Below are 20,116 nucleotides of genomic sequence, written 5' to 3' on the forward strand. Positions count from 1 at the left end.
ATCCGGCGGAGCAGAAAATGCAGTTCTCTAAAATGCACGGTCTCGGCAACGATTTCATGGTTGTGGATGCTGTGACGCAAAACGTCTTTTTTTCGCCGGAACTGATTCGCCGTCTGGCGGATCGGCATCTGGGGATCGGTTTCGATCAGCTGTTGATCGTCGAACCGCCTTACGATCCGGACCTCGATTTTCATTACCGAATTTTCAACGCCGATGGCAGTGAAGTGGCCCAGTGCGGCAACGGCGCGCGCTGTTTCGCTCGCTTTGTGCGCCTGAAAGGGCTGACCAACAAAAGCGACATTCGCGTGAGTACGCAAACCGGTCGCATGGTGCTGAGCGTGACCAGCGATGAGCTGGTACGTGTCAACATGGGTGAACCCAACTTCGATCCGCAACAGGTGCCGCTGCGCGCCAATAAAGCGGAAAGCCTGTATCTGCAACGTGTTGCGGAGCAGACCGTGATGTTTGGCGCCGTGTCGATGGGCAACCCGCACTGTGTGATTCAGGTTGAGAGTGTGAAAACGGCCGCCGTGGAAACCCTCGGTCCGCTGCTGGAAAGCCACGAACGCTTCCCGGAGCGCGTCAACGTGGGCTTTATGGAAGTGGTTAATCCTGAACACATTCGTCTGCGCGTGTATGAACGCGGCGCGGGTGAAACCCAGGCCTGTGGCAGCGGCGCTTGCGCAGCCGTTGCCTGCGGCATTCAGCAAGGCATTCTGGCGGAAAAAGTTCGCGTTGATTTGCCTGGCGGAACGCTGCATATCGCCTGGAAAGGAGTGGGTCAGCCGCTGTTTATGACCGGGCCAGCCACACACGTCTACGATGGGTTTATTCATCTATGAAAAATGTCGAAGAGCAAACCGACAGCGCGGTTTTGCTGGACGATCGGTCGGTAAGCGCCTTCCTGCGCCAGAACCCCGATTTCTTTATTCGCAATGCGCGCCAGGTCGAACAGATGATGGTGCCTCATCCGGTGCGCGGCAGCGTATCGCTGGTGGAGTGGCATATGGCGCGTCAGCGCAACCACATCCAGCAGCTGGAAGAGGAAATCACGCTGTTGATGGAGCAGGCTACGGCCAACCATCAACTGTTCGATCGTCTGCTGGGGTTACAAGGCCATCTTGCCGCGGCGGACAGCCTGCAGGAAATGTTAACGCGTCTGCACCGTTGGGCGCGTGAGTTGGGTCTGGCCGGCGCCAATGTGCGGGTGTTCAACGACCATTGGCACATCGGCGCACCTTCTGATTTCACCCAGTTGGGTCTTTCTCGTCAGGCGTTTGAGCCGCTGCGCATTCAACGCTTTGGTGATGAACATCATTACCTTGGCAGCCTGAACGGCCCCGAATTGCTGCTGCTGTTGCCACAGGCGAAAGCCATCGGTTCGGTGGCGATGTCGCTGATGGGCGAACGCGGCGAGCTTGGCGTGCTGATTTTCAGCAGCCGTGACAAACAGCACTATCAAGCGGGCATGGGCACTTTGCTGTTACAGCATCTGGCGCAAATGCTGCCGGATCTGCTGTCTCGCTGGATTGAACGCGCATGAGTGACGTCAGCCCGTTGCAGCCTGCCGTTGAGGGCTTTCTGCGTTATCTGAAAGTCGAACGCCAGCTCAGCCCGTTGACGCAAAAGAATTACACCCGCCAGTTGCAGACGATGACCGCGATGGCCGATGAGATGAAGATCGCCTCATGGGCACAACTGGAGCCCGCACAGGTTCGTCAGCTGGCGGCTCGCAGCCGTCGTGCCGGACTCGGGCCCAGCAGCCTGGCGCTGCGCATGTCGGCGCTACGCAGTTTTCTCGACTGGCAGGTCAGTCAGGGGATGCTAAGCGCCAATCCGGCCAAAGGCATTTCCACGCCGCGCAATGCTCGTCATCTGCCAAAAAATATGGATGTCGACGAGGTTAACCAGCTGCTGGAGATCGACCTCAACGATCCGCTGGCGGTGCGCGACCGAGCGATGCTGGAAACCATGTACGGCGGTGGTTTACGTCTGTCGGAGCTGGTGGGCATGGATTGTCGTCATGTCGATCTCGATGCCGGTGAAGTGTGGGTGTTGGGGAAAGGCAGTAAAGAGCGACGTGTGCCGATTGGTGGCACGGCGGTGACCTGGCTGCAACACTGGCTGCCACTGCGTGCAAGCTTCGCGCCGCAGGATGATGCGATGTTTGTTTCCAGTCGCGGCACGCGTATTTCGGCGCGTAACGTGCAAAAGCGTTTTGCCGAGTGGGGCATCAAGCAGGGCGTGGCCAACCATATTCATCCGCATAAACTGCGTCACTCTTTTGCGACCCATTTGCTCGAATCGAGTGGCGATCTGCGCGCCGTGCAGGAACTGCTCGGGCACGCTAATCTGTCGACCACGCAAATCTATACCCATCTCGATTTCCAGCATCTGGCGACCGTGTACGACGCGGCGCATCCACGTGCTAAACGAGGAAAGTCTGAATGAAGTTCTACCGCCCGCTGGGCCCGATCAAAGCGATCACATTCGATCTCGACGATACGCTGTATGACAACCATCCGGTGATCCGTAAAACCACCGCCGAATCCCACGCCGCGTTGCAGGCCTTCCATCCGGCACTGCGTGAATTCACCCCCGCTGATTATCAGGCGCTGCGTGACGAACTGCTGGCGCGTGAGCCGGAAATTTACCACGACGTATCTGAGTGGCGCCGCCGCTCGGTTGAGCTGGCAATGATCAATATCGGCTTATCCGCTGCTGAAGCCCGCGCCGGTGCCAGCGAAGTGATGGGCGTGTTCCATCAGTGGCGCAGCGAAGTCGAGATGCCAGATGAGACGCACCAAACGCTGACGTGGCTGGGCGAGCGCGTCCCGCTGGTGGCGATCACCAACGGCAATGCCTGTCCGGAAAAGCTGGGGATCAACCACTACTTCCAGTTCGCCCTGCGCGCCGGCCCGCACGGCCGTGCTAAGCCGTGGCAGGATATGTATCAGCTGGCGGCTGAGCGTTTGAACATCGCACCTGAGCATATTCTTCATGTGGGCGACGATCTCACCACCGATGTGGTCGGTTCAATAAACGCGGGCATGCAAGCCTGCTGGATCAACCTGCGCGATGGCAATCTGATGAAGATTGATGATGCGCGTTTGCTGCCGCACGTCGAAATTCATCAGTTGGCATCGCTGACCTCGCTGCTATAATGCTGTATGTTCATCCAGCTAATGGCTGGATGATGGCAGGCATTTCCTAACGCACAAATCGTAGCGGCACCCTTCATTTTGCGATGAATAGCGCCGCTACAAATGGTGCGTTGACTGAATGCTGAGAAACCGCATTTCTCAATCCTCCTTTTATTATTTTGGCAAAACGGTGCTTATGGACGTTTCTGATCTGCTTAACGGCTTGAATGACAAACAGCGCGAGGCGGTCGCCGCGCCGCGCAGCAATCTGCTGGTGCTGGCCGGGGCAGGCAGTGGCAAAACGCGCGTGCTGGTGCATCGCATTGCCTGGCTGCTGTCGGTAGAGAATTGCTCGCCTTACTCGATCATGGCGGTGACCTTTACCAACAAAGCGGCGGCAGAGATGCGCCATCGTATTGATCAACTGATCGGCACCAGTCAGGGCGGTATGTGGATTGGCACCTTCCACGGCCTGGCGCACCGTTTACTGCGTGCCCATCATCTTGATGCCAATCTGCCGCAGGATTTCCAGATTCTCGATAGCGACGATCAGCTGCGCCTGCTCAAGCGTCTGATCAAAGCCATGAACCTTGATGAGAAACAGTGGCCTGCACGCCAGGGCATGTGGTACATCAACGGCAAAAAAGATGAAGGGCTACGTCCAAAACACATCGAAAGCTACGGTAATCCGATTGAACAAACCTGGCTGCGCATCTATCAGGCTTATCAGGAGGCTTGCGATCGCGCGGGCTTAGTGGATTTTGCCGAACTGCTGCTGCGTGCGCATGAGCTGTGGCTGAACAAGCCGCATATCCTGAATCATTACCGCGAGCGTTTTAGCAACGTGCTGGTGGACGAATTCCAGGATACCAACAACATCCAGTACGCGTGGATCCGTATGCTGGCGGGCGATACCGGTCGTGTGATTATCGTCGGGGATGACGATCAGTCGATTTACGGCTGGCGTGGCGCGCAGGTCGAGAACATCCAGCGCTTCCTGCAGGATTTCCCTGGCGCAGAAACCATCCGTCTGGAGCAGAACTACCGCTCGACCAATAACATCCTGAAAGCGGCCAACACGCTGATCGCCAATAATAATGGCCGCCTCGGGAAAGAGCTGTGGACTGATGGCAGCGACGGCGAAAAAATTTCTCTCTACTGCGCGTTCAATGAGTTAGATGAAGCGCGCTTTGTGGTCAACCGCATCAAAACCTGGCATGAGAATGGCAACGCGCTGCAGGATTGCGCTATTCTTTACCGCAGCAACGCCCAGTCGCGCGTGCTGGAAGAAGCGCTGTTGCAAGGCAGCATGCCGTACCGCATTTACGGCGGCATGCGCTTCTTCGAACGCCAGGAGATCAAAGATGCGCTGGCGTATCTGCGTCTGATGGCGAACCGCAATGACGATGCCGCGTTTGAGCGCGTGGTGAACACGCCAGTGCGCGGCGTGGGCGATCGCACATTGGATGTGGTGCGCCAGACCGCGCGCGAACAGCAATTAACGCTGTGGCAAGCGACGCGTGAACTGCTGCAAAACAAAGCCCTGGCGGGACGTGCGGCTTCCGCGCTGCAGCGCTTCTGCGAGCTGGTGGATTCGCTGGCCACGGAAACCGCCGATATGCCACTGCACGTGCAGACCGATCGCGTGATCAAGGATTCCGGCCTGTGGATCATGTACGAGCAGGAAAAGGGCGAAAAAGGCCAGGCACGTATCGAAAACTTAGAGGAGCTGGTGACGGCAACGCGTCAGTTCAGCTATCAGGACGAGGACGAAGATCTGATGCCGCTACAGGCGTTTCTGTCGCATGCGGCGCTGGAGGCCGGTGAAGGTCAGGCCGACAAATGGCAGGATGCGGTACAGCTGATGACCATGCACTCGGCGAAAGGTCTTGAGTTCACTCAGGTATTTATCGTGGGTATGGAAGAGGGCATGTTCCCAAGCCAGATGTCGCTGGATGAAGGCGGACGTCTGGAAGAGGAGCGTCGTCTTGCCTACGTTGGCGTCACGCGCGCGATGGAGAAGCTCACGCTGACCTACGCCGAAACTCGCCGCCTTTATGGTAAAGAAGTGTATCACCGTCCATCGCGCTTCATCGGCGAATTGCCGGAAGAGTGCGTCGAGGAAGTGCGTCTGCGCGCCAGTGTGAGCCGTCCGGTGAGCCATCAACGCATGGGCACGCCAATCACGGAAAACGACAGTGGTTTCGCGCTGGGCCAGCGTGTACGCCATGCCAAATTCGGTGAAGGCACCATCATCAACCTCGAAGGCAGCGGTGAACACAGCCGCTTGCAGGTGGCATTTCAGGGCCAGGGCATCAAGTGGCTGGTGGCGGCGTACGCGCGTCTGGAAACGGTGTAGCGCCGTTGCGTTACCTTGACGACTTTTTCGTCTCAGCGTAACATGCGCGCACTATTATCATGAGAGGACAATGCCTTGGACGCGCCCAGTCGATGCTGGCTCAACCGCCTGTTTAACAGGAATAACATCTAAGGCTACCTCTATACGCGGGTAGCCTTAGCGGTTATCAGCGACCTCCCTTTACACTCTCGTCGCACGAGTCAGCACTGATTTACCCTTGAAGCGAAAGTTTCCGCGTTCAGGCTTTGCCGTGCCCGTTTTGCCTTCGGCATCACGGTGTGCCGCCTTGTCCCATTAAGTCTGCAATGGGGAGTATTGCTATGCTGAGCGCTTTTAAACTCGAACGCGATCGCCTGACGCGCATCGAACTGGAAGATAACAACGACACACTCAACACCTCGGTGTGGGTCGATCTCATCGAGCCCGACGACACTGAGCGTGATCGTGTGCAATCCGAGCTGGGTCAAAGCCTGGCGACGCGTCCGGAGCTGGAAGACATCGAGGCCTCCGCACGTTTCTTCGAAGATGAAGATGGTCTGCACATTCACTCCTTCTTCTTCTTTGAAGATGCGGAAGACCACGCTGGCAACTCCACCGTGGCATTCACCATCCGTGAAGATCGCCTCTATACATTACGCGAGCGCGAGCTGCCGGCTTTTCGTCTGTATCGTATGCGTGCGCGCAACCAGACGCTGACCGATGGCAACGCCTACGAGCTGTTGCTGGATCTGTTTGAGACGAAAATCGAACAGCTGGCGGATGAGATCGAGAACATCTACAGCGCGCTGGAAAAACTCAGCCGCGTGATCATGGAAGGGCAACAGGGCGAAGAGTACGATCAGGCGCTGTCGCGTCTGGCGGAGCTGGAGGATATCGGCTGGAAAGTGCGTTTGTGTCTGATGGATACCCAACGCGCGCTTAACTTCCTGGTGCGTAAAGCCCGTCTGCCAGGCAATCAGCTGGAGCAGGCGCGTGAGATCCTGCGCGATATCGAATCCCTGCTGCCGCATAACGAATCGCTGTTCCAGAAGGTCAACTTCCTGATGCAGGCGGCGATGGGCTTTATCAACATCGAGCAGAACCGCATCATTAAGATCTTCTCAGTGGTGTCGGTGGTGTTCCTGCCACCCACGCTAGTGGCATCCAGCTACGGGATGAACTTCGAGTTTATGCCTGAGCTGAAATGGAGTTTTGGTTATCCTGGCGCGATTACGCTGATGATCCTTGCCGGTCTGGCGCCGTACCTCTATTTCAAACGGAAAAACTGGTTGTAACGCTTTCGGGGCCGCATTTGCGGCCCTTTAAACTGGCGCTGCATCACAATTCTGCGTAGGCTGTTGTCACTTCTCACTTTCTGATTTCCACCCTATGGCGCGTTTTTCTTTGCGACAGCAGTGGACCATTCTGCTGATTGCTTCGTTAGTACTGGGGATCATTCTCCAGCTGTTTCACCTTCCTGCTGCACTGCTTTTAGGTCCGATGATCGTCGGAACCGTCATGGGCCTTTCTGGCGCCACCGTACGCATCGACAAACGTTTGTTTGTGCTCGCACAAGCGGTGTTGGGTTGCATGATCGGGCAAACACTCTCACCGGCTATTCTCTCACCGCTGTTAGCGGATTGGCCGGTGGTGCTGGCGGTGTTGGTGCTTACGCTGGCGGCCAGCGGTTTGTCAGGTTTTCTACTGGTACGCTTTAGCAACCTTCCAGGGCCTACCGGTGCGTGGGGATCGTCTCCCGGCGGCGCTTCTGCGATGGTGGCGATGGCCGGTGATTTCGGTGCGGACGTGCGCTTAGTGGCGTTTATGCAGTATCTTCGCGTGCTGTTTGTGGCGACTGCAGCGGCAGTGGTGGCGCGCATTGGGCTGGGCACCAACGGTGGTGCAGTGGAGCTGGTATGGTTCCCTGCCTTACAAAGCAGCTTCATCCTGACATTGGTGGTGATGTTCGCGGGCGCCTGGCTGGGACAAAAACTGCGTATCCCTTCGGGTGCGCTGCTGCTGCCCGCGCTGATTGGTGCGACGCTCCACGGCACCGATGTCGCCACTTTGCAGGTGCCGGAGTGGTTGCTGGCGCTGGCCTATGCGTTGATTGGCTGGAGCGTGGGTTTGCGCTTTACGCGCCCGATCTTCCTGCTGGCGCTGCGCACCCTTCCGCAAATGCTGGTGTCGATTTTCGGCTTGATGCTGCTGTGTGGTGGATTGGCGTGGATGCTGACGCAGGTGCTGCACGTCGATCTGATGACGGCGTATCTGGCAACCAGCCCGGGCGGGCTGGATACCGTGGCGATTATTGCGGCGGGCAGCCGGGTCGATATCGCGTTTGTGATGGCGTTGCAGACCTTACGCCTGTTCACCATCCTGCTGACCGGCCCGGCTATCGCGCGCTTTATCTCACGCTACGCGCACGCGGGTGCGAGCTGAGAACGCGATTGCATCAACGATAAATACGGCGAGTGCCAGCCAGATAAAGCCGAAGGTGACCATCTTGTCCGGCGTCAGGCTCTCGCCGTAGAACAGCACGGCCAAAAGGAACATCAACGTGGGACCGATGTATTGGAAAAAGCCCACGGTCGACAAACGCAGACGCGCACAGGCGGCGGCAAACAGCATCAGCGGAATCGTGGTGACGATGCCCGCCGCGATCAGCTTGAAATTGAGGCTCATTGGATTGACGCTGAGGTGGCTGGTGGCGCTGTCAGCAAAGCCAAACAAATAGATTGCCGCCAGCGGGAATAACCATGCGGTCTCGATCAGCATGCCGCTTTGCGCATCCACCTGGATTTTTTTCCTCAGCAGACCGTAGACGGCAAAACTCAGCGCCAGCCCCAGGCCAATAATCGGCAGCGAGCCAAATTGCCACAGCTGCACCAGTACGCCAATCGTTGCCAGCAACACCGCCAGCCACTGCAAGCGGCGGAAGCGCTCGCGCAGGAACAGCATGCCAAACACTACGTTGATCAGCGGGTTGATAAAGTAGCCGAGGCTGGCTTCCAGCATGTGCTGATTATTCACTGCCCAGATAAACAGCAGCCAGTTGCCGCCAATGGTGACGGCAGTGACGGCCAGCAACAGCACTTTCTTTGGCTGAGCGAGCACCGTGCGCACCTGCTGCCAGCTCCGGCTCAGGGTAATCAGTACCAGCATAAACAGTGCCGACCAAATCACGCGATGCGTCATGATTTCTGTTGGCGGGACTTCTTTCACCAGCTTGAAGTAGGCTGGCGCAATGCCCCAGATAAAATAAGCGCCGAGCGCATAGCCAATGCCCTGACGCGTTTGTTGCGTATCCATCATGCTTTCCAAAAAAGGTAACTAGCCAATCAAATAGGTGGCGGTTGCTGTGGCGATATAATCGCCCTGCTGGTTGTGCAGTTCCACTCGCGCTACCGCCACTTTATTGCCGGCGCGTAGCAGGCTGCTGGTGGCGACAAAGCGATCGCCGCGTCCGGGACGTAAATAATCAACGCGCATATCGATAGTGCCCATGCGCGACAGACGCTGACGCAGTTCCTCTTCGCTGATGCTCTCCTGACGCGACAGTGCATGACTGACGCACACCAGCCCGGCAGCGACATCCAGCACTGATGCAATCACGCCACCGTGCAAAATATTTTGGGCAGCATTGCCAACCAGCATGGTTTTGTTGGCAAAGCCCAACTCGGCGTAATCCGCTTCGAGTCGATCCAGCTCTAAACCCAGCGCCTGGTTGAAGGGCATGTGATAAACAAAGATTTCGCCAATCAGTCGGCGAGCTTCCTGCTGTGACAGCAACGGGGATGACATGTTTTCTGCCTTAAGATGTTAAAGAGTTGTGTATATTATGCCGCGTTCGCGCGGCTTTCCAGTTTCAGAAATCGGCACTGATCAACCTGTCTCTTTGCGTGTAGAATGGCGTGCTTTTTGAACATGGGCCTAATAATGACAACACGCAGTTCCCTGGAGAATGTTATGCGTAAGCTATACGCGTTGCTGACCGCAGCTTTGATGATACCTGCGCTGGCACAGGCTGATGAAGCCACCATAAAAGAGGTGCATGACGCCCCGGCAGTGAAGGGCAGTATTATTGCGAACCTGTTGGAGAAACACGATAACCCGTTCGTGCTTTATCCTTACGAAAACAACTATTTGCTCTACACCTACACCAGCGACATGAACAAAGAGGCGATCTCTTCGTACAACTGGGCAGACAAAGCAAAAAACGATGAAGTAAAATTCCAGCTCAGCCTGGCGTTCCCGCTGTGGCGTGGCATTCTGGGTGATAATTCGGTATTGGCCGCATCCTATACCCAACGTTCGTGGTGGCAGCTCTCTAACCGTGGAGCCTCATCGCCGTTCCGTGAAACCAACTATGAACCGCAGATTTTCCTCGGCTGGGCAACGGATTATACCTTTGCGGGCTGGACACTGCGTGATATTGAAACCGGTCTGAACCACGAGTCGAACGGCCGCAGCGATCCGACTTCACGCAGCTGGAACCGCGTCTATGCGCGTCTGATGGCACAGAACGGTAACTTCCTCGCGGAAATCAAACCCTGGTATCGAATTCCAGAAAATGAAAATAATGATGATAACCCCGACATCACCAAGTACATGGGCTACTATCGCGCCAAGCTCGGTTATGAAATGGGTGAAAGTATTTTCAGCGTGGAAGGTAATTACAACTGGAACAGCGGCTATGGCGGCGCGACTTTTGCCTGGAGCTATCCTATCTCTGAACATGTGCGCTTTTACACCCAGCTGTTCAGCGGGTATGGTGAATCGCTTATCGACTATAACCACCGCCAGACCCGTTTTGGCGTGGGCGTAACACTTAACGATCTGTTCTAACCAGTCAGAAAAACAGGATTACCGTGGCAACATCGGCAGTGCTTAATCAGGAAATGCTGGCGCAGCAGGTATTACAAGATACCTTCGGCTACCAGCAATTTCGTCCCGGTCAGCAAACCATCATCGAAACCGCTCTTGCCGGGCGTGATTGTCTGGTGGTGATGCCGACCGGCGGCGGGAAATCGCTGTGCTATCAAATCCCGGCGCTGGTGCGCGAAGGGTTGACGCTGGTGGTTTCACCGCTGATCTCACTGATGAAAGATCAGGTCGATCAATTGCTGGCCAACGGCGTGGCAGCGGCGTGTCTTAACTCGACGCAAACGCGTGAGCAGCAGCAACAGGTCTTTGCGGATTGCCGTACCGGCAAGCTGAAACTGCTGTATATCGCGCCTGAACGTCTGATGATGGATAACTTCCTCGACAGCCTGCACCAGTGGAATCCGGTGATGTTGGCGGTGGATGAGGCGCACTGTATCTCGCAATGGGGCCATGATTTCCGCCCGGAATATGGCTCGATTGGTCAACTGCGTCAGCGTTTCCCGGATCTGCCGGTGATGGCGCTGACGGCAACCGCCGATGAAACCACGCGTAACGACATCGCCCATCTGTTGCAGATGGACGATCCGCTGATTCAAATCAGCAGCTTTGACCGCCCAAATATTCGCTACACGCTGGTGGAGAAATTCAAACCCACCGATCAGCTGTTGCGCTATGTGCAAGAGCAGCGCGGTAAGAGCGGCATCATTTACTGTAACAGCCGTGCCAAGGTGGAAGACACGGCTGCGCGTCTGCAAAGCCGTGGGCTGAGTGTCGGCGCGTATCACGCCGGTATCGACAGCGCTCAGCGTGCGCACGTGCAGGAAGCCTTCCAGCGTGATGATTTGCAAATTGTGGTCGCCACTGTGGCATTTGGTATGGGCATCAACAAGCCTAACGTGCGTTTCGTGGTGCACTTCGATATTCCGCGCAATATCGAATCCTACTATCAGGAAACCGGCCGCGCCGGGCGTGATGGCCTGCCCGCAGAAGCGATGATGCTTTACGATCCGGCGGATATGGCGTGGCTCCGTAAATGTCTGGAGGAGAAGGCGCCCGGCCCGTTACAGGATATTGAGCGTCACAAGCTCAATGCGATGGGCGCGTTTGCCGAAGCGCAAACCTGCCGTCGTTTAGTGCTGCTCAACTACTTTGGTGAAGGGCGTCAGCAGCAGTGCGGCAACTGCGATATCTGCCTTGATCCTCCGCGTCGCTATGATGGTTTGGTGGAGGCGCAGAAGGCGCTTTCCAGCATCTATCGTACCGGCCAGCGCTTTGGTATGGGCTATATTGTCGACGTGCTGCGCGGTTCCACTAACCATCGCGTTCGCGATAACGGGCACGACAAATTGCCGGTGTACGGCATTGGTCGTGAGCAGAGCCAGGAGCATTGGGTCAGCGTGCTGCGTCAGCTGATCCATCTTGGTATGGTGACGCAAAATATCGCCATGCACTCCGCTTTACAGCTAACGGAAGCGGCGCGTCCGGTATTGCGTGCCGAAGTGCCATTGATGCTGGCGGTGCCGCGTATCGTCACGGTGAAGAGCCGCAGCAGCTCGCCGAAAGTGCACAGCGGCAATTACGATCGCACGCTATTTGGCAAACTGCGTAAATTGCGTAAGGCGATTGCCGACGAATCCAACATTCCGCCTTACGTGGTGTTTAACGATGCCACATTGATTGAGATGGCGGAGCAAATGCCGATTACCGCGTCAGAAATGTTGAGCGTGAACGGTGTCGGTCATCGCAAGCTGGAACGTTTTGGTAAACCGTTCCTGGTGATGATCAAAGAACATGTCGATGAAGAGTAAAGGAAAGAAACCATGTTGATGTTATTCGCCACCGTCGCGCTGGTGCATTTGGTTGCGCTGATGAGTCCCGGCCCGGACTTCTTCTTTGTGTCGCAAACGGCGGCCAGCCGTTCACGTAAAGAGGCGATGATGGGCGTGTTGGGCATCACGCTGGGAATCGTGATCTGGGCCAGTGTGGCGCTGATGGGGCTGCATCTGATCCTGCAAAAAATGGCCTGGCTGCATGAAATCATCATGGTGGGCGGTGGTTTGTACCTGCTGTGGATGGGTTGGCAACTCCTGCGCTCGGCACGTCAGCAGCATAAAGCCCCGCAGGTTGATGCGCCGGTGGTGGAGCTGCCAAAAAAAGGCATGAGTTTCCTGAAAGGTTTTCTGACTAATCTGTCGAACCCGAAAGCGATTATCTATTTCGGCAGCGTGTTCTCGCTGTTTGTGGGTAATGATGTGGGCGCGATGGAGCGTTGGGGGTTATTCCTGCTGATTATCGGTGAGACCTTTGCCTGGTTCACGCTGGTCGCGGCGATTTTTGCACTACCGTGGATGCGTGATAAGTATCAGCGTATGGCGAAGTGGGTCGATGGGATGGCGGGTGTGCTGTTTGCCGGATTCGGCATTCACCTGATTATCTCGCGTTAAATCGGGTTGACTTGCCATTTCGCCACCGGGCAGCGCTCGCGTGCTTTACGTTCAGCATCTGTGCATTAGAACTTGCGCACTGACTACCTTGAAATAGCTGCGGCACTGACGGTTATCACCTCGGTGCCGCGGTTTTTTAAAGCCTCTTACGCGATTCTGCGCGCACTTGCCAGCAAGGCTCCGACGGCCATAAACAAGCCACCGAAGGTGCGGTTCATCAGCTTCATCTGTTTTGGCCCTTTAATCCAGCCCGCAATACGGGTTGCCAGCGTGGCGTAACCAATCATCACGATAATATCGACCACGATGGTGGTGACACCGAGCACCAGATACTGCATCAACTGCGGCTGGTGTGGCTGAATAAACTGCGGGAAAAGCGCGGCGAGAAACACGATGCTTTTCGGATTGGTGAGATTCACCAGAATGGCGCGTTTGAACAGGCGACGACGCGGCATCGCTTTTGCCACGGCATCCAGATCAATACCGCCTGCGGAACGCCACTGCTGAATGCCCAGCCACACCAAATAGGCGGCGCCTGCCCACTTCAGCACTTCAAACGCCATGATCGATTGTGAAAATAGCGCACCCAAACCGGCACCCACCAGCACAATGTGAATCGCCAGCCCAAGCTGTAAGCCAGTGATGGAAGCCGCCGCGCCGCGATAGCCATGGCTAATGCCGGTGCTCATGGTGTTGATGGCACCGGAACCGGGTGAAAGGCTGAGGATAGTTGTGGTCAACAGGTAGGTTAACCACCATTCAATGGTCATGTGTGACATTCCCTGAAGTGAACGAAGTGTGACACAATACGCCAGAATATCGCGGTGCGCTATGGCGTACAGACGCGCGATGAGGCTTTTTTTCAGGGGGACGGATGCAGCATCACAAACAGCGTTGGCTCGGGCGAGAGAAAGGCTTTTCCGCCTTTGCTACCGGTCCGCTGCTCGACTTCTGGCGTCGTCGTGAAGAGTGCGAATTCACCGGCGTCGGTAACCTGAAGATTCGCTATGTTCGTTTCACCTCACCGCAACATCGCCGTGTCATCCTGATTGTTCCTGGCCGCATCGAAAGCTATATCAAATACCCGGAACTGGCTTACGATCTGTTCCACTGCGGCTATGACGTGGTGATTATTGACCATCGCGGGCAGGGCCGCTCCGATCGCTTGCTGGCGGATTCGCATCGCGGCCATGTGGTGGAGTTCAGCCACTATGTCGACGACTTAGAAACGCTGTATCTGAAAGAGATGGTCAGCAACCATTATCAGCAACGCTACGTGCTGGCGCATTCGATGGGCGGCGCGATTTTAGCGCTGTTTCTGGCGCGTCAGCCGCAGGCGTTCCATGCCGCGGTATTTTCGGCACCGATGTTTGGCATTGTGCTGCCGTTGCCTGACTGGATGGCTCACCCGATTTTGGACTGGGCGGAAAAACTGCCGGCGATTCGCGAACGCTATGCGCTTGGCACCGGCCGCTGGCGCGCCAGCCCGTTTGGCATTAATCGCCTGACGCACAGCCGGGAGCGCTATCGGCGCAACCTGCGTTTTTACGCGGACGATCCGGGGCTGCGCGTCGGTGGCCCAACCTATCATTGGGTGCGCGAAGGCGTGCATGCCGGACGCAGTATCATCAGCCAGGCGGCGAAAATCACCACGCCTTCCCTGGTATTGCAGGCCAGTGAAGACGATGTGGTGGATAACCGCTCGCAAGATATTTTTTGTACGGCGATGGCTGAGGCGGGACATCCCTGCGAAGGCACCGTGCCGTATGTGATTCAAGGCGCGCGTCACGAGATTTTGTTCGAAACAGACGCCATGCGCGCTGAAGCGCTCAACCTGGTGGTCGATTTTTTCGAGCGCCACGTTTAACTCATTTTCCGACATCAATACCAGAGGTTTACATGTACCACATCGTCGCATCCGACCTGGATGGCACGCTGCTCTCACCGGAACACCGCCTGACACCTTTTGCCCGTACCACGCTGCAGGAACTGGTGGCGCAAGATGTCCACTTCGTTTTCGCCACCGGCCGCCACTATATCGACGTAGGCCAGATGCGCGATAACCTTGGCATTCCGGCGTACATGATTACTTCCAACGGGGCCCGCGTACACAACGCAGACGGTGAACTGGTGTTTAGCCATAACCTCGACGCCGACATCGCCAGCGAGCTTTACGGTCTGCAGTACCACGATGAACATATCCTGACGCACGTGTATCGTGACGATGAGTGGTATATGAGCCGCCATCGCCCGGAGGAGCAGGACTACTTCCGTGAGTCGGTGTTTAACTATCAGGTTTATCAGCCGGGCATGCTTGAAACCGACGGCATCAGCAAGGTGTTCTTTACCTGCGACGATCCTGAACGTCTGGTGCCGCTGGAGCTAGCGATCGAAGCGCGCTGGGGCGATCGCGTTAACGTCAGCTTCTCACTGCCGACCTGTCTGGAAGTGATGGCGGGTGGCGTATCCAAAGGTCACGCGCTGGAGGCGGTATCAAAGCAGCTTGGCTTCTCATTGAAAGAGTGCATCGCTTTTGGTGATGGCATGAATGACGTGGAAATGCTGAGTATGGCGGGTAAAGGCTGCATCATGCGTAATGCGCAGCAGCGCCTGAAAGATACCTTGCCGACGCTGGAAGTGATTGGCAGCAACGCTGAAGATGCGGTGCCGCATACGCTACGTAAGTTGTTCCTTGCTTAAAAAAATGGGCCGGTGATACTGGCCCATTTTTGTTATGCCATCTGTTTCTTATGTTTATGCTCGCTGACCATGGTGAGCAGCAACAAAATCACCGCCAACACCGATCCGGCAATCATCACCATGAATCCACCATCCCAGCCGAAGTAATCCACGGTGTAACCGACAATCGCACTGGCTGCCACTGAACCGCCGAGATAACCAAACAAACCGGTAAAGCCTGCTGCCGTGCCGGCCGCTTTCTTCGGCGCTAACTCCAGCGCATGCAGACCAATCAGCATCACCGGGCCGTAGATCAGGAAGCCAATGACGATCATGCACAGCATATCGAGACCTGGATTGCCGGGTGGGTTAAGCCAGTACACCACCGTTGCGATGGTTACCAGCGTCATAAAGAACACGCCGGTGGCGCCACGATTGCCTCTGAACACCTTGTCCGACATCCAGCCGCACAGCAAGGTGCCGGGAATGCCCGCATATTCATAGAAGAAGTAAGCCCACGAAGATTTATCCAGCGTGAAATGCTTCACCTCTTTCAGGTAGGTCGGTGACCAGTCGAGAATGCCGTAGCGCAGCAGGTAAACGAACACGTTGGCCAGCGCGATATACCACAGCAGCTTATTAGGCAGGATGTACTGCATAAAAATCTGCTTCGCCGTCAACTCCTCCTCATGATCCTCGCTGTAGTCTGGCGGATAATCATTCTTGTACGCCTCAATCGGCGGCAAACCACAAGACTGCGGCGTATCGCGCATCAGAGCAAAGGCAATAATCGCGATGAGGATGGCACCAAACGCCGGCATATAGAGCGCGGCTTTCCAGTCGTTAAACCACGCCATACCCAGCAGGAACAGCAAGGGTGGAATACCACCGCCCACGTTATGGGCGCAGTTCCACACCGAGACAATCCCGCCACGCTCCTTCTGTGACCACCAGTGCACCATGGTGCGCCCGCACGGTGGCCAGCCCATACCCTGGAACCAACCGCACAGGAACAGCAGCACAAACATCACCATGATGCTGGAGGTGGCCCAGGGTACAAAGCCCATAAACAGCATCACCGCAGCGGCCAGAATCAGTCCGGCAGGTAAAAAGACACGCGGGTTTGAACGGTCAGAGACGGAACCCATGATGAACTTGGAAAAACCGTAGGCGATGGAGATTCCGGACAGCGCAAAGCCAAGATCGCCACGCGAAAAGCCTTGCTCAACCAAATAGGGCATCGCCAGCGCAAAGTTTTTACGGACCAGGTAATAGGCGGCATAGCCAAAGAAAATGCCGATGAAGATTTGCCAGCGTAGCCGACGATAGAGCGGATCGACACGATCGTCAGCGACTTGCGGCTGATGCGGTGCCGGTTTGAAGATACTTAACATGAAGGTGGCCCTCCAGGGCGCAATATTTTTATAAATTCCCAGCAGGTTGGGTCAAATGCCCTCTGGCGTAACAACAAAACCAAAGTTCCATTTCGCGCAAAGGATAGTGATGGTTACGCTACGTTACTGTGATGTGTGACACAATTGTTACAGTTTGATGACATTAAAGAGCGATATAAACCAGGAAATGTTGGTATTCGCGCATGAAGCGTCGGGGCTTTTGGGTTTGTAAGGGGAATCCGTTGCCGTGTCGAATCAGATTCACTGCATCTGCAACCAGCAACCTGATTTCAGCAGTGGGCCTTATCTTAATGAGTGACGGGGATACGGCGATTTGTTTGATTTTAATTTGACCACTCGTCAACCAGATATTTCAGCCCGTCCACGACAGTTTGTTTACACTAGCGCCACTGTTCATTTTGGGATCAATACCGTGCTGTTACTGATCGTTACCACCATTTTGTGGGCTTTTTCCTTTAGTTTGATAGGGGAATACCTTGCGGGCCAGGTTGACTCCTGGTTCTCTGTACTAATGCGCCTTGGGTTGGCTGCGCTCGTTTTTTTGCCCTTCCTGCGCTGGAAGGGCTATCGCGCCTCAACCATCCTGCTGTATATGCTGGTGGGGATGCTGCAACTCGGCATCATGTATCTGCTGAGTTTTGAGGCTTATACCTACCTGAGCGTGACAGAATTCCTGTTGTTTACCGTGATGACGCCGCTCTACGTCACGTTGATTTACGATTTGCTCAGCAGACGTCGGCTGCGAATAGGCTATGCCTTCAGCGCGCTGTTGGCGGTAGCCGGTGCGGCCATCATTCGCTATGACAAAGTCAGCGATCATTTCTGGTTCGGTTTGCTGCTGGTTCAGGCGGCTAACATCTGCTTCGCCATTGGTATGGTTGGCTACAAGCGCTTGCAGGAAACCCGCCCAATGCCGCAACACACGGCCTTCTCTTGGTTCTATCTTGGCGCGGTGATCATCGCCATCATTGCGTGGAGCCTGTGGGGTAACCCGAACAAACTGCCAACCACCTCACTGCAGTGGGGCATTCTGGTGTGGCTGGGCGTGGCGGCTTCCGGGCTGGGCTACTTTATGTGGAACTACGGTGCGACGCAGGTCGATGCCGGTACGCTGGGCATCATGAACAACATGCACGTGCCGGCGGGCTTGCTGGTGAATCTGGCGATCTGGCAGGAAAAACCGCACTGGCCGAGCTTTATTGCCGGGGCGATCGTCATTTTCGCTTCACTATACGTGCACAAGCGTTGGGTAGTGGGGCATGTCGCTAAAAGCGATGCCTAATTAGCTGAACTGCTAAGACGCTCTTTGCTTTGCTCTGGCTTCGCTGTATGAGGTGTTAGTAAAAAGTAGCACCTGAGCCAGAGTGAAGAGACAGGCCGATCAACAGGGAAGTGAGATTCCTTCATGATCGGAGCGGCCTGCATCTGACCTGGTATCAAAGCGACGCTCAAAGCTAAAGGGAAGGGATAGCGTGGCAGAGGAGTAAAGCGTCCGAGCTATGGATGGCGAGGCCGATCCACAGGGATGTGGGCTTCTTTTGCGATCTGCCATGCTATCCCTGACTGAGCACTAACACATAGCAATCAGCCCTTTCCCGACTGAGCACTAACACAAAGCCATCAGGGCTTTTTCGCGGGCGCCGCAGGACGATTCATCATCGTCAATCCCTTCAAAAAGTTACGCAGAATCTGGTCACCGCACTCGCGGTAGTTTTTATGATCCGGATTGCGGAAAATCGCACCGACTTCCGCCTGGGAAATCTTAAAGTTTGCCTTCTCCAGCACCACCGGAATATCCGTGGTCTTCAGCGCAAAGGCGATACGCAGCTTCTTGATGAAAATATTGTTATTCATACGACGTTCGACTGACGGCGCTGGTGCATCTTCACTCTTACCGCGACGGAAGAAAATCAAACCGTTGAGGAAATAGCCCATCAGCACGTCCGGCAGCTTACGGAATGCCGCGTCTTCATCCTTCTTCATCCACGCCTGCACATCCTCCAGCGGCACTTCACTGCCCGCTAAGGCAAAAATCTCCACCACTTTGCTATCGCTCAAATCAAGCATATAGCGCACGCTGCGCAGAACATCGTTACTCGTCATGGTGAAACTCTCTTGGTCGCGGATTGAGGCGGCGCATTATAGAGCAGGCCGGGCAGGGATAACAGCACGGGCGACACAGGTCGCCCGTGGGATGATCAAGAAATTGACTGCAATGAACCCGGGCGAGCGGCATCACGTACAAACGGCAGATGGTCACAGGCGTGCTGGCGGGCGAAGCGCACAAAGGCTTCTAACACCGGCTGACGCTGCTCACCATCGCGCACGGCGGCATATAAACGGCTCCACAAACCCTCACCCAATGTCTTGGTCACCACCAGACCCTGCTTTTCAAAACTCTCCACCACCCAATGCGGAAGGGCCGCAATACCCATCTGTGCTGACACCATCTGAATCAGCAACAGCGTATTATCCACACTCTTCAGCGCCGGGCTGATGCCTGCAGGCTGCAGGAAATGACGCCAGATATCGAGACGCTGACGCTGCACCGGATAGATCATCAGTACCTCATCGGCCAAATCTTCCGGTGAGATATGTTCCAGCTTCGCCAGCGGATGGTCCGGGGCCAGCACCAGACGTACCTCAAAATCAAACATCGGCGTATAGAACAAACCGCTGCGCGGCAGGATATCGGAGGTCAACACCACATCCAGTTCGCCCTGTTGCAGGGCGGGCTGGGGATCAAAAGTCACGCCCGATTTAAAATCGACCACCACTTGCGGCCAGCTCTGGCGGAAATTATTGAGGGCTGGCGTTAGCCACTGAATGCAGCTGTGGCACTCAATGGCGATGCGTAACGTGGTCTGATGCGGCTCGTGGCATGCCTGCAACGCCTGCTGAATCTGCGGCAAAATCTGCTCGGCCAACTGCAGCATGATTTCCCCCTGCGGCGTAAACCGCAACGGCTGGCTCTTGCGCACAAACAGGCGAAAGCCCAGCCGCTGTTCCAGATCGCTGAACTGATGCGATAACGCCGATTGTGTCTGATGAAGCTGAGCGGCGGCAGCGGCCAACGAGCCGGTATTTTGCAACGCCTGCAGCGTTCTCAGATGTTTGAGTTCGATCATGAGAGTCCTTCACATCGAGATTGAACAAATTGCGCTTGAGGAACATACAGTACCCGCAGATTATGGCGGTGTAAACATCTGG

The 20,116-nt window shown here is 55.7% G+C and carries 19 protein-coding genes; 13 read left to right on the plus strand and 6 right to left on the minus strand.

What is annotated here, in order from left to right; all coding sequences use genetic code 11:
- Nucleotides 1-17 precede the first annotated feature (17 nt).
- The 7 genes from dapF to AC6I8L_RS00965 all read left to right on the plus strand — a co-directional run bounded on the left by dapF (nucleotide 18) and on the right by AC6I8L_RS00965 (nucleotide 7,923).
- On the plus strand, nucleotides 18-842 hold the full coding sequence (gene dapF / locus AC6I8L_RS00935) for a diaminopimelate epimerase (RefSeq protein ID WP_058960398.1): 825 nt from the start codon (nucleotides 18-20) through the stop codon (nucleotides 840-842).
- Nucleotides 839-1,543 carry a DUF484 domain-containing protein gene (locus AC6I8L_RS00940; RefSeq protein ID WP_058960366.1) on the plus strand — a complete coding sequence of 235 codons (705 nt, stop codon included), beginning with the start codon at nucleotides 839-841 and terminating at the stop codon, nucleotides 1,541-1,543. Before dapF ends, AC6I8L_RS00940 begins: the two co-directional genes overlap by 4 nt.
- Nucleotides 1,540-2,451 carry a tyrosine recombinase XerC gene (gene xerC / locus AC6I8L_RS00945; protein ID WP_058960365.1) on the plus strand — a complete coding sequence of 304 codons (912 nt, stop codon included), beginning with the start codon at nucleotides 1,540-1,542 and terminating at the stop codon, nucleotides 2,449-2,451. The genes AC6I8L_RS00940 and xerC overlap by 4 nt, the downstream gene beginning before the upstream one ends.
- Nucleotides 2,448-3,164 carry a 5-amino-6-(5-phospho-D-ribitylamino)uracil phosphatase YigB gene (yigB, locus tag AC6I8L_RS00950; RefSeq protein WP_058960364.1) on the plus strand — a complete coding sequence of 239 codons (717 nt, stop codon included), beginning with the start codon at nucleotides 2,448-2,450 and terminating at the stop codon, nucleotides 3,162-3,164. Before xerC ends, yigB begins: the two co-directional genes overlap by 4 nt.
- A gap of 175 nt (nucleotides 3,165-3,339) precedes the next feature.
- Complete coding sequence (uvrD, locus tag AC6I8L_RS00955; RefSeq protein WP_058960397.1) at nucleotides 3,340-5,502, plus strand: DNA helicase II; 2,163 nt, start codon at nucleotides 3,340-3,342, stop codon at nucleotides 5,500-5,502.
- A 320-nt stretch (nucleotides 5,503-5,822) separates the two neighbouring features.
- On the plus strand, nucleotides 5,823-6,776 hold the full coding sequence (gene corA, locus AC6I8L_RS00960) for a magnesium/cobalt transporter CorA (RefSeq protein ID WP_034827871.1): 954 nt from the start codon (nucleotides 5,823-5,825) through the stop codon (nucleotides 6,774-6,776).
- Nucleotides 6,777-6,870: 94 nt separating this feature from the next.
- A complete protein-coding gene (locus AC6I8L_RS00965; protein ID WP_058960363.1) occupies nucleotides 6,871-7,923 on the plus strand; it encodes an AbrB family transcriptional regulator in 1,053 nt (350 codons plus the stop codon).
- Here AC6I8L_RS00965 and rarD read toward each other — a convergent pair.
- Complete coding sequence (gene rarD / locus AC6I8L_RS00970) at nucleotides 7,894-8,793, minus strand: EamA family transporter RarD (RefSeq protein ID WP_058960362.1); 900 nt, start codon at nucleotides 8,791-8,793, stop codon at nucleotides 7,894-7,896. The two genes, AC6I8L_RS00965 and rarD, sit on opposite strands and share 30 nt — an antisense overlap.
- A gap of 21 nt (nucleotides 8,794-8,814) precedes the next feature.
- Nucleotides 8,815-9,285, minus strand: coding sequence for a thioesterase family protein (locus AC6I8L_RS00975; protein WP_058960361.1), 471 nt, complete (start codon nucleotides 9,283-9,285; stop codon nucleotides 8,815-8,817).
- Between the two features lie 165 nt (nucleotides 9,286-9,450).
- Between AC6I8L_RS00975 and pldA the strand changes: the two genes are divergently transcribed.
- From pldA to rhtC, 3 genes are read left to right on the plus strand one after another with little or no spacing between them, the layout of a single operon-like run.
- A complete protein-coding gene (gene pldA / locus AC6I8L_RS00980; protein ID WP_034827877.1) occupies nucleotides 9,451-10,329 on the plus strand; it encodes a phospholipase A in 879 nt (292 codons plus the stop codon).
- Nucleotides 10,330-10,352: 23 nt separating this feature from the next.
- On the plus strand, nucleotides 10,353-12,176 hold the full coding sequence (gene recQ / locus AC6I8L_RS00985) for an ATP-dependent DNA helicase RecQ (protein WP_058960360.1): 1,824 nt from the start codon (nucleotides 10,353-10,355) through the stop codon (nucleotides 12,174-12,176).
- Between the two features lie 12 nt (nucleotides 12,177-12,188).
- Complete coding sequence (rhtC, locus tag AC6I8L_RS00990; RefSeq protein ID WP_058960359.1) at nucleotides 12,189-12,812, plus strand: threonine export protein RhtC; 624 nt, start codon at nucleotides 12,189-12,191, stop codon at nucleotides 12,810-12,812.
- 146 nt (nucleotides 12,813-12,958) lie between these two features.
- Here the strand turns inward: rhtC and rhtB are convergent, their stop codons facing one another.
- Nucleotides 12,959-13,582 (minus strand): homoserine/homoserine lactone efflux protein, encoded by a 624-nt coding sequence (rhtB, locus tag AC6I8L_RS00995; RefSeq protein WP_034827889.1) that lies wholly within the window; start codon nucleotides 13,580-13,582, stop codon nucleotides 12,959-12,961.
- A gap of 104 nt (nucleotides 13,583-13,686) precedes the next feature.
- On the opposite strand from rhtB, the gene pldB reads away from it, so the two are divergent.
- Both pldB and yigL read left to right on the plus strand, forming a co-directional pair.
- The gene (pldB, locus tag AC6I8L_RS01000; RefSeq protein ID WP_058960358.1) at nucleotides 13,687-14,679 is read left to right on the plus strand and encodes a lysophospholipase L2; all 993 of its coding nucleotides are present in this window, start codon (nucleotides 13,687-13,689) and stop codon (nucleotides 14,677-14,679) included.
- Between the two features lie 32 nt (nucleotides 14,680-14,711).
- A complete protein-coding gene (gene yigL, locus AC6I8L_RS01005; protein ID WP_034827894.1) occupies nucleotides 14,712-15,512 on the plus strand; it encodes a sugar/pyridoxal phosphate phosphatase YigL in 801 nt (266 codons plus the stop codon).
- Nucleotides 15,513-15,544: 32 nt separating this feature from the next.
- Here the strand turns inward: yigL and glpT are convergent, their stop codons facing one another.
- Nucleotides 15,545-16,885 carry a glycerol-3-phosphate transporter gene (gene glpT / locus AC6I8L_RS01010; RefSeq protein WP_058960357.1) on the minus strand — a complete coding sequence of 447 codons (1,341 nt, stop codon included), beginning with the start codon at nucleotides 16,883-16,885 and terminating at the stop codon, nucleotides 15,545-15,547.
- 433 nt (nucleotides 16,886-17,318) lie between these two features.
- On the opposite strand from glpT, the gene AC6I8L_RS01015 reads away from it, so the two are divergent.
- The gene (locus AC6I8L_RS01015; protein ID WP_479397928.1) at nucleotides 17,319-18,188 is read left to right on the plus strand and encodes a carboxylate/amino acid/amine transporter; all 870 of its coding nucleotides are present in this window, start codon (nucleotides 17,319-17,321) and stop codon (nucleotides 18,186-18,188) included.
- A 338-nt stretch (nucleotides 18,189-18,526) separates the two neighbouring features.
- Here the strand turns inward: AC6I8L_RS01015 and AC6I8L_RS01020 are convergent, their stop codons facing one another.
- On the minus strand, nucleotides 18,527-19,009 hold the full coding sequence (locus tag AC6I8L_RS01020) for a YehS family protein (protein ID WP_058960356.1): 483 nt from the start codon (nucleotides 19,007-19,009) through the stop codon (nucleotides 18,527-18,529).
- A gap of 95 nt (nucleotides 19,010-19,104) precedes the next feature.
- Nucleotides 19,105-20,034 (minus strand): HTH-type transcriptional regulator MetR, encoded by a 930-nt coding sequence (gene metR, locus AC6I8L_RS01025; protein ID WP_034827906.1) that lies wholly within the window; start codon nucleotides 20,032-20,034, stop codon nucleotides 19,105-19,107.
- Nucleotides 20,035-20,116: the final 82 nt, after the last annotated feature.

It is taken from the genome of Type-E symbiont of Plautia stali, from assembly GCF_059731115.1.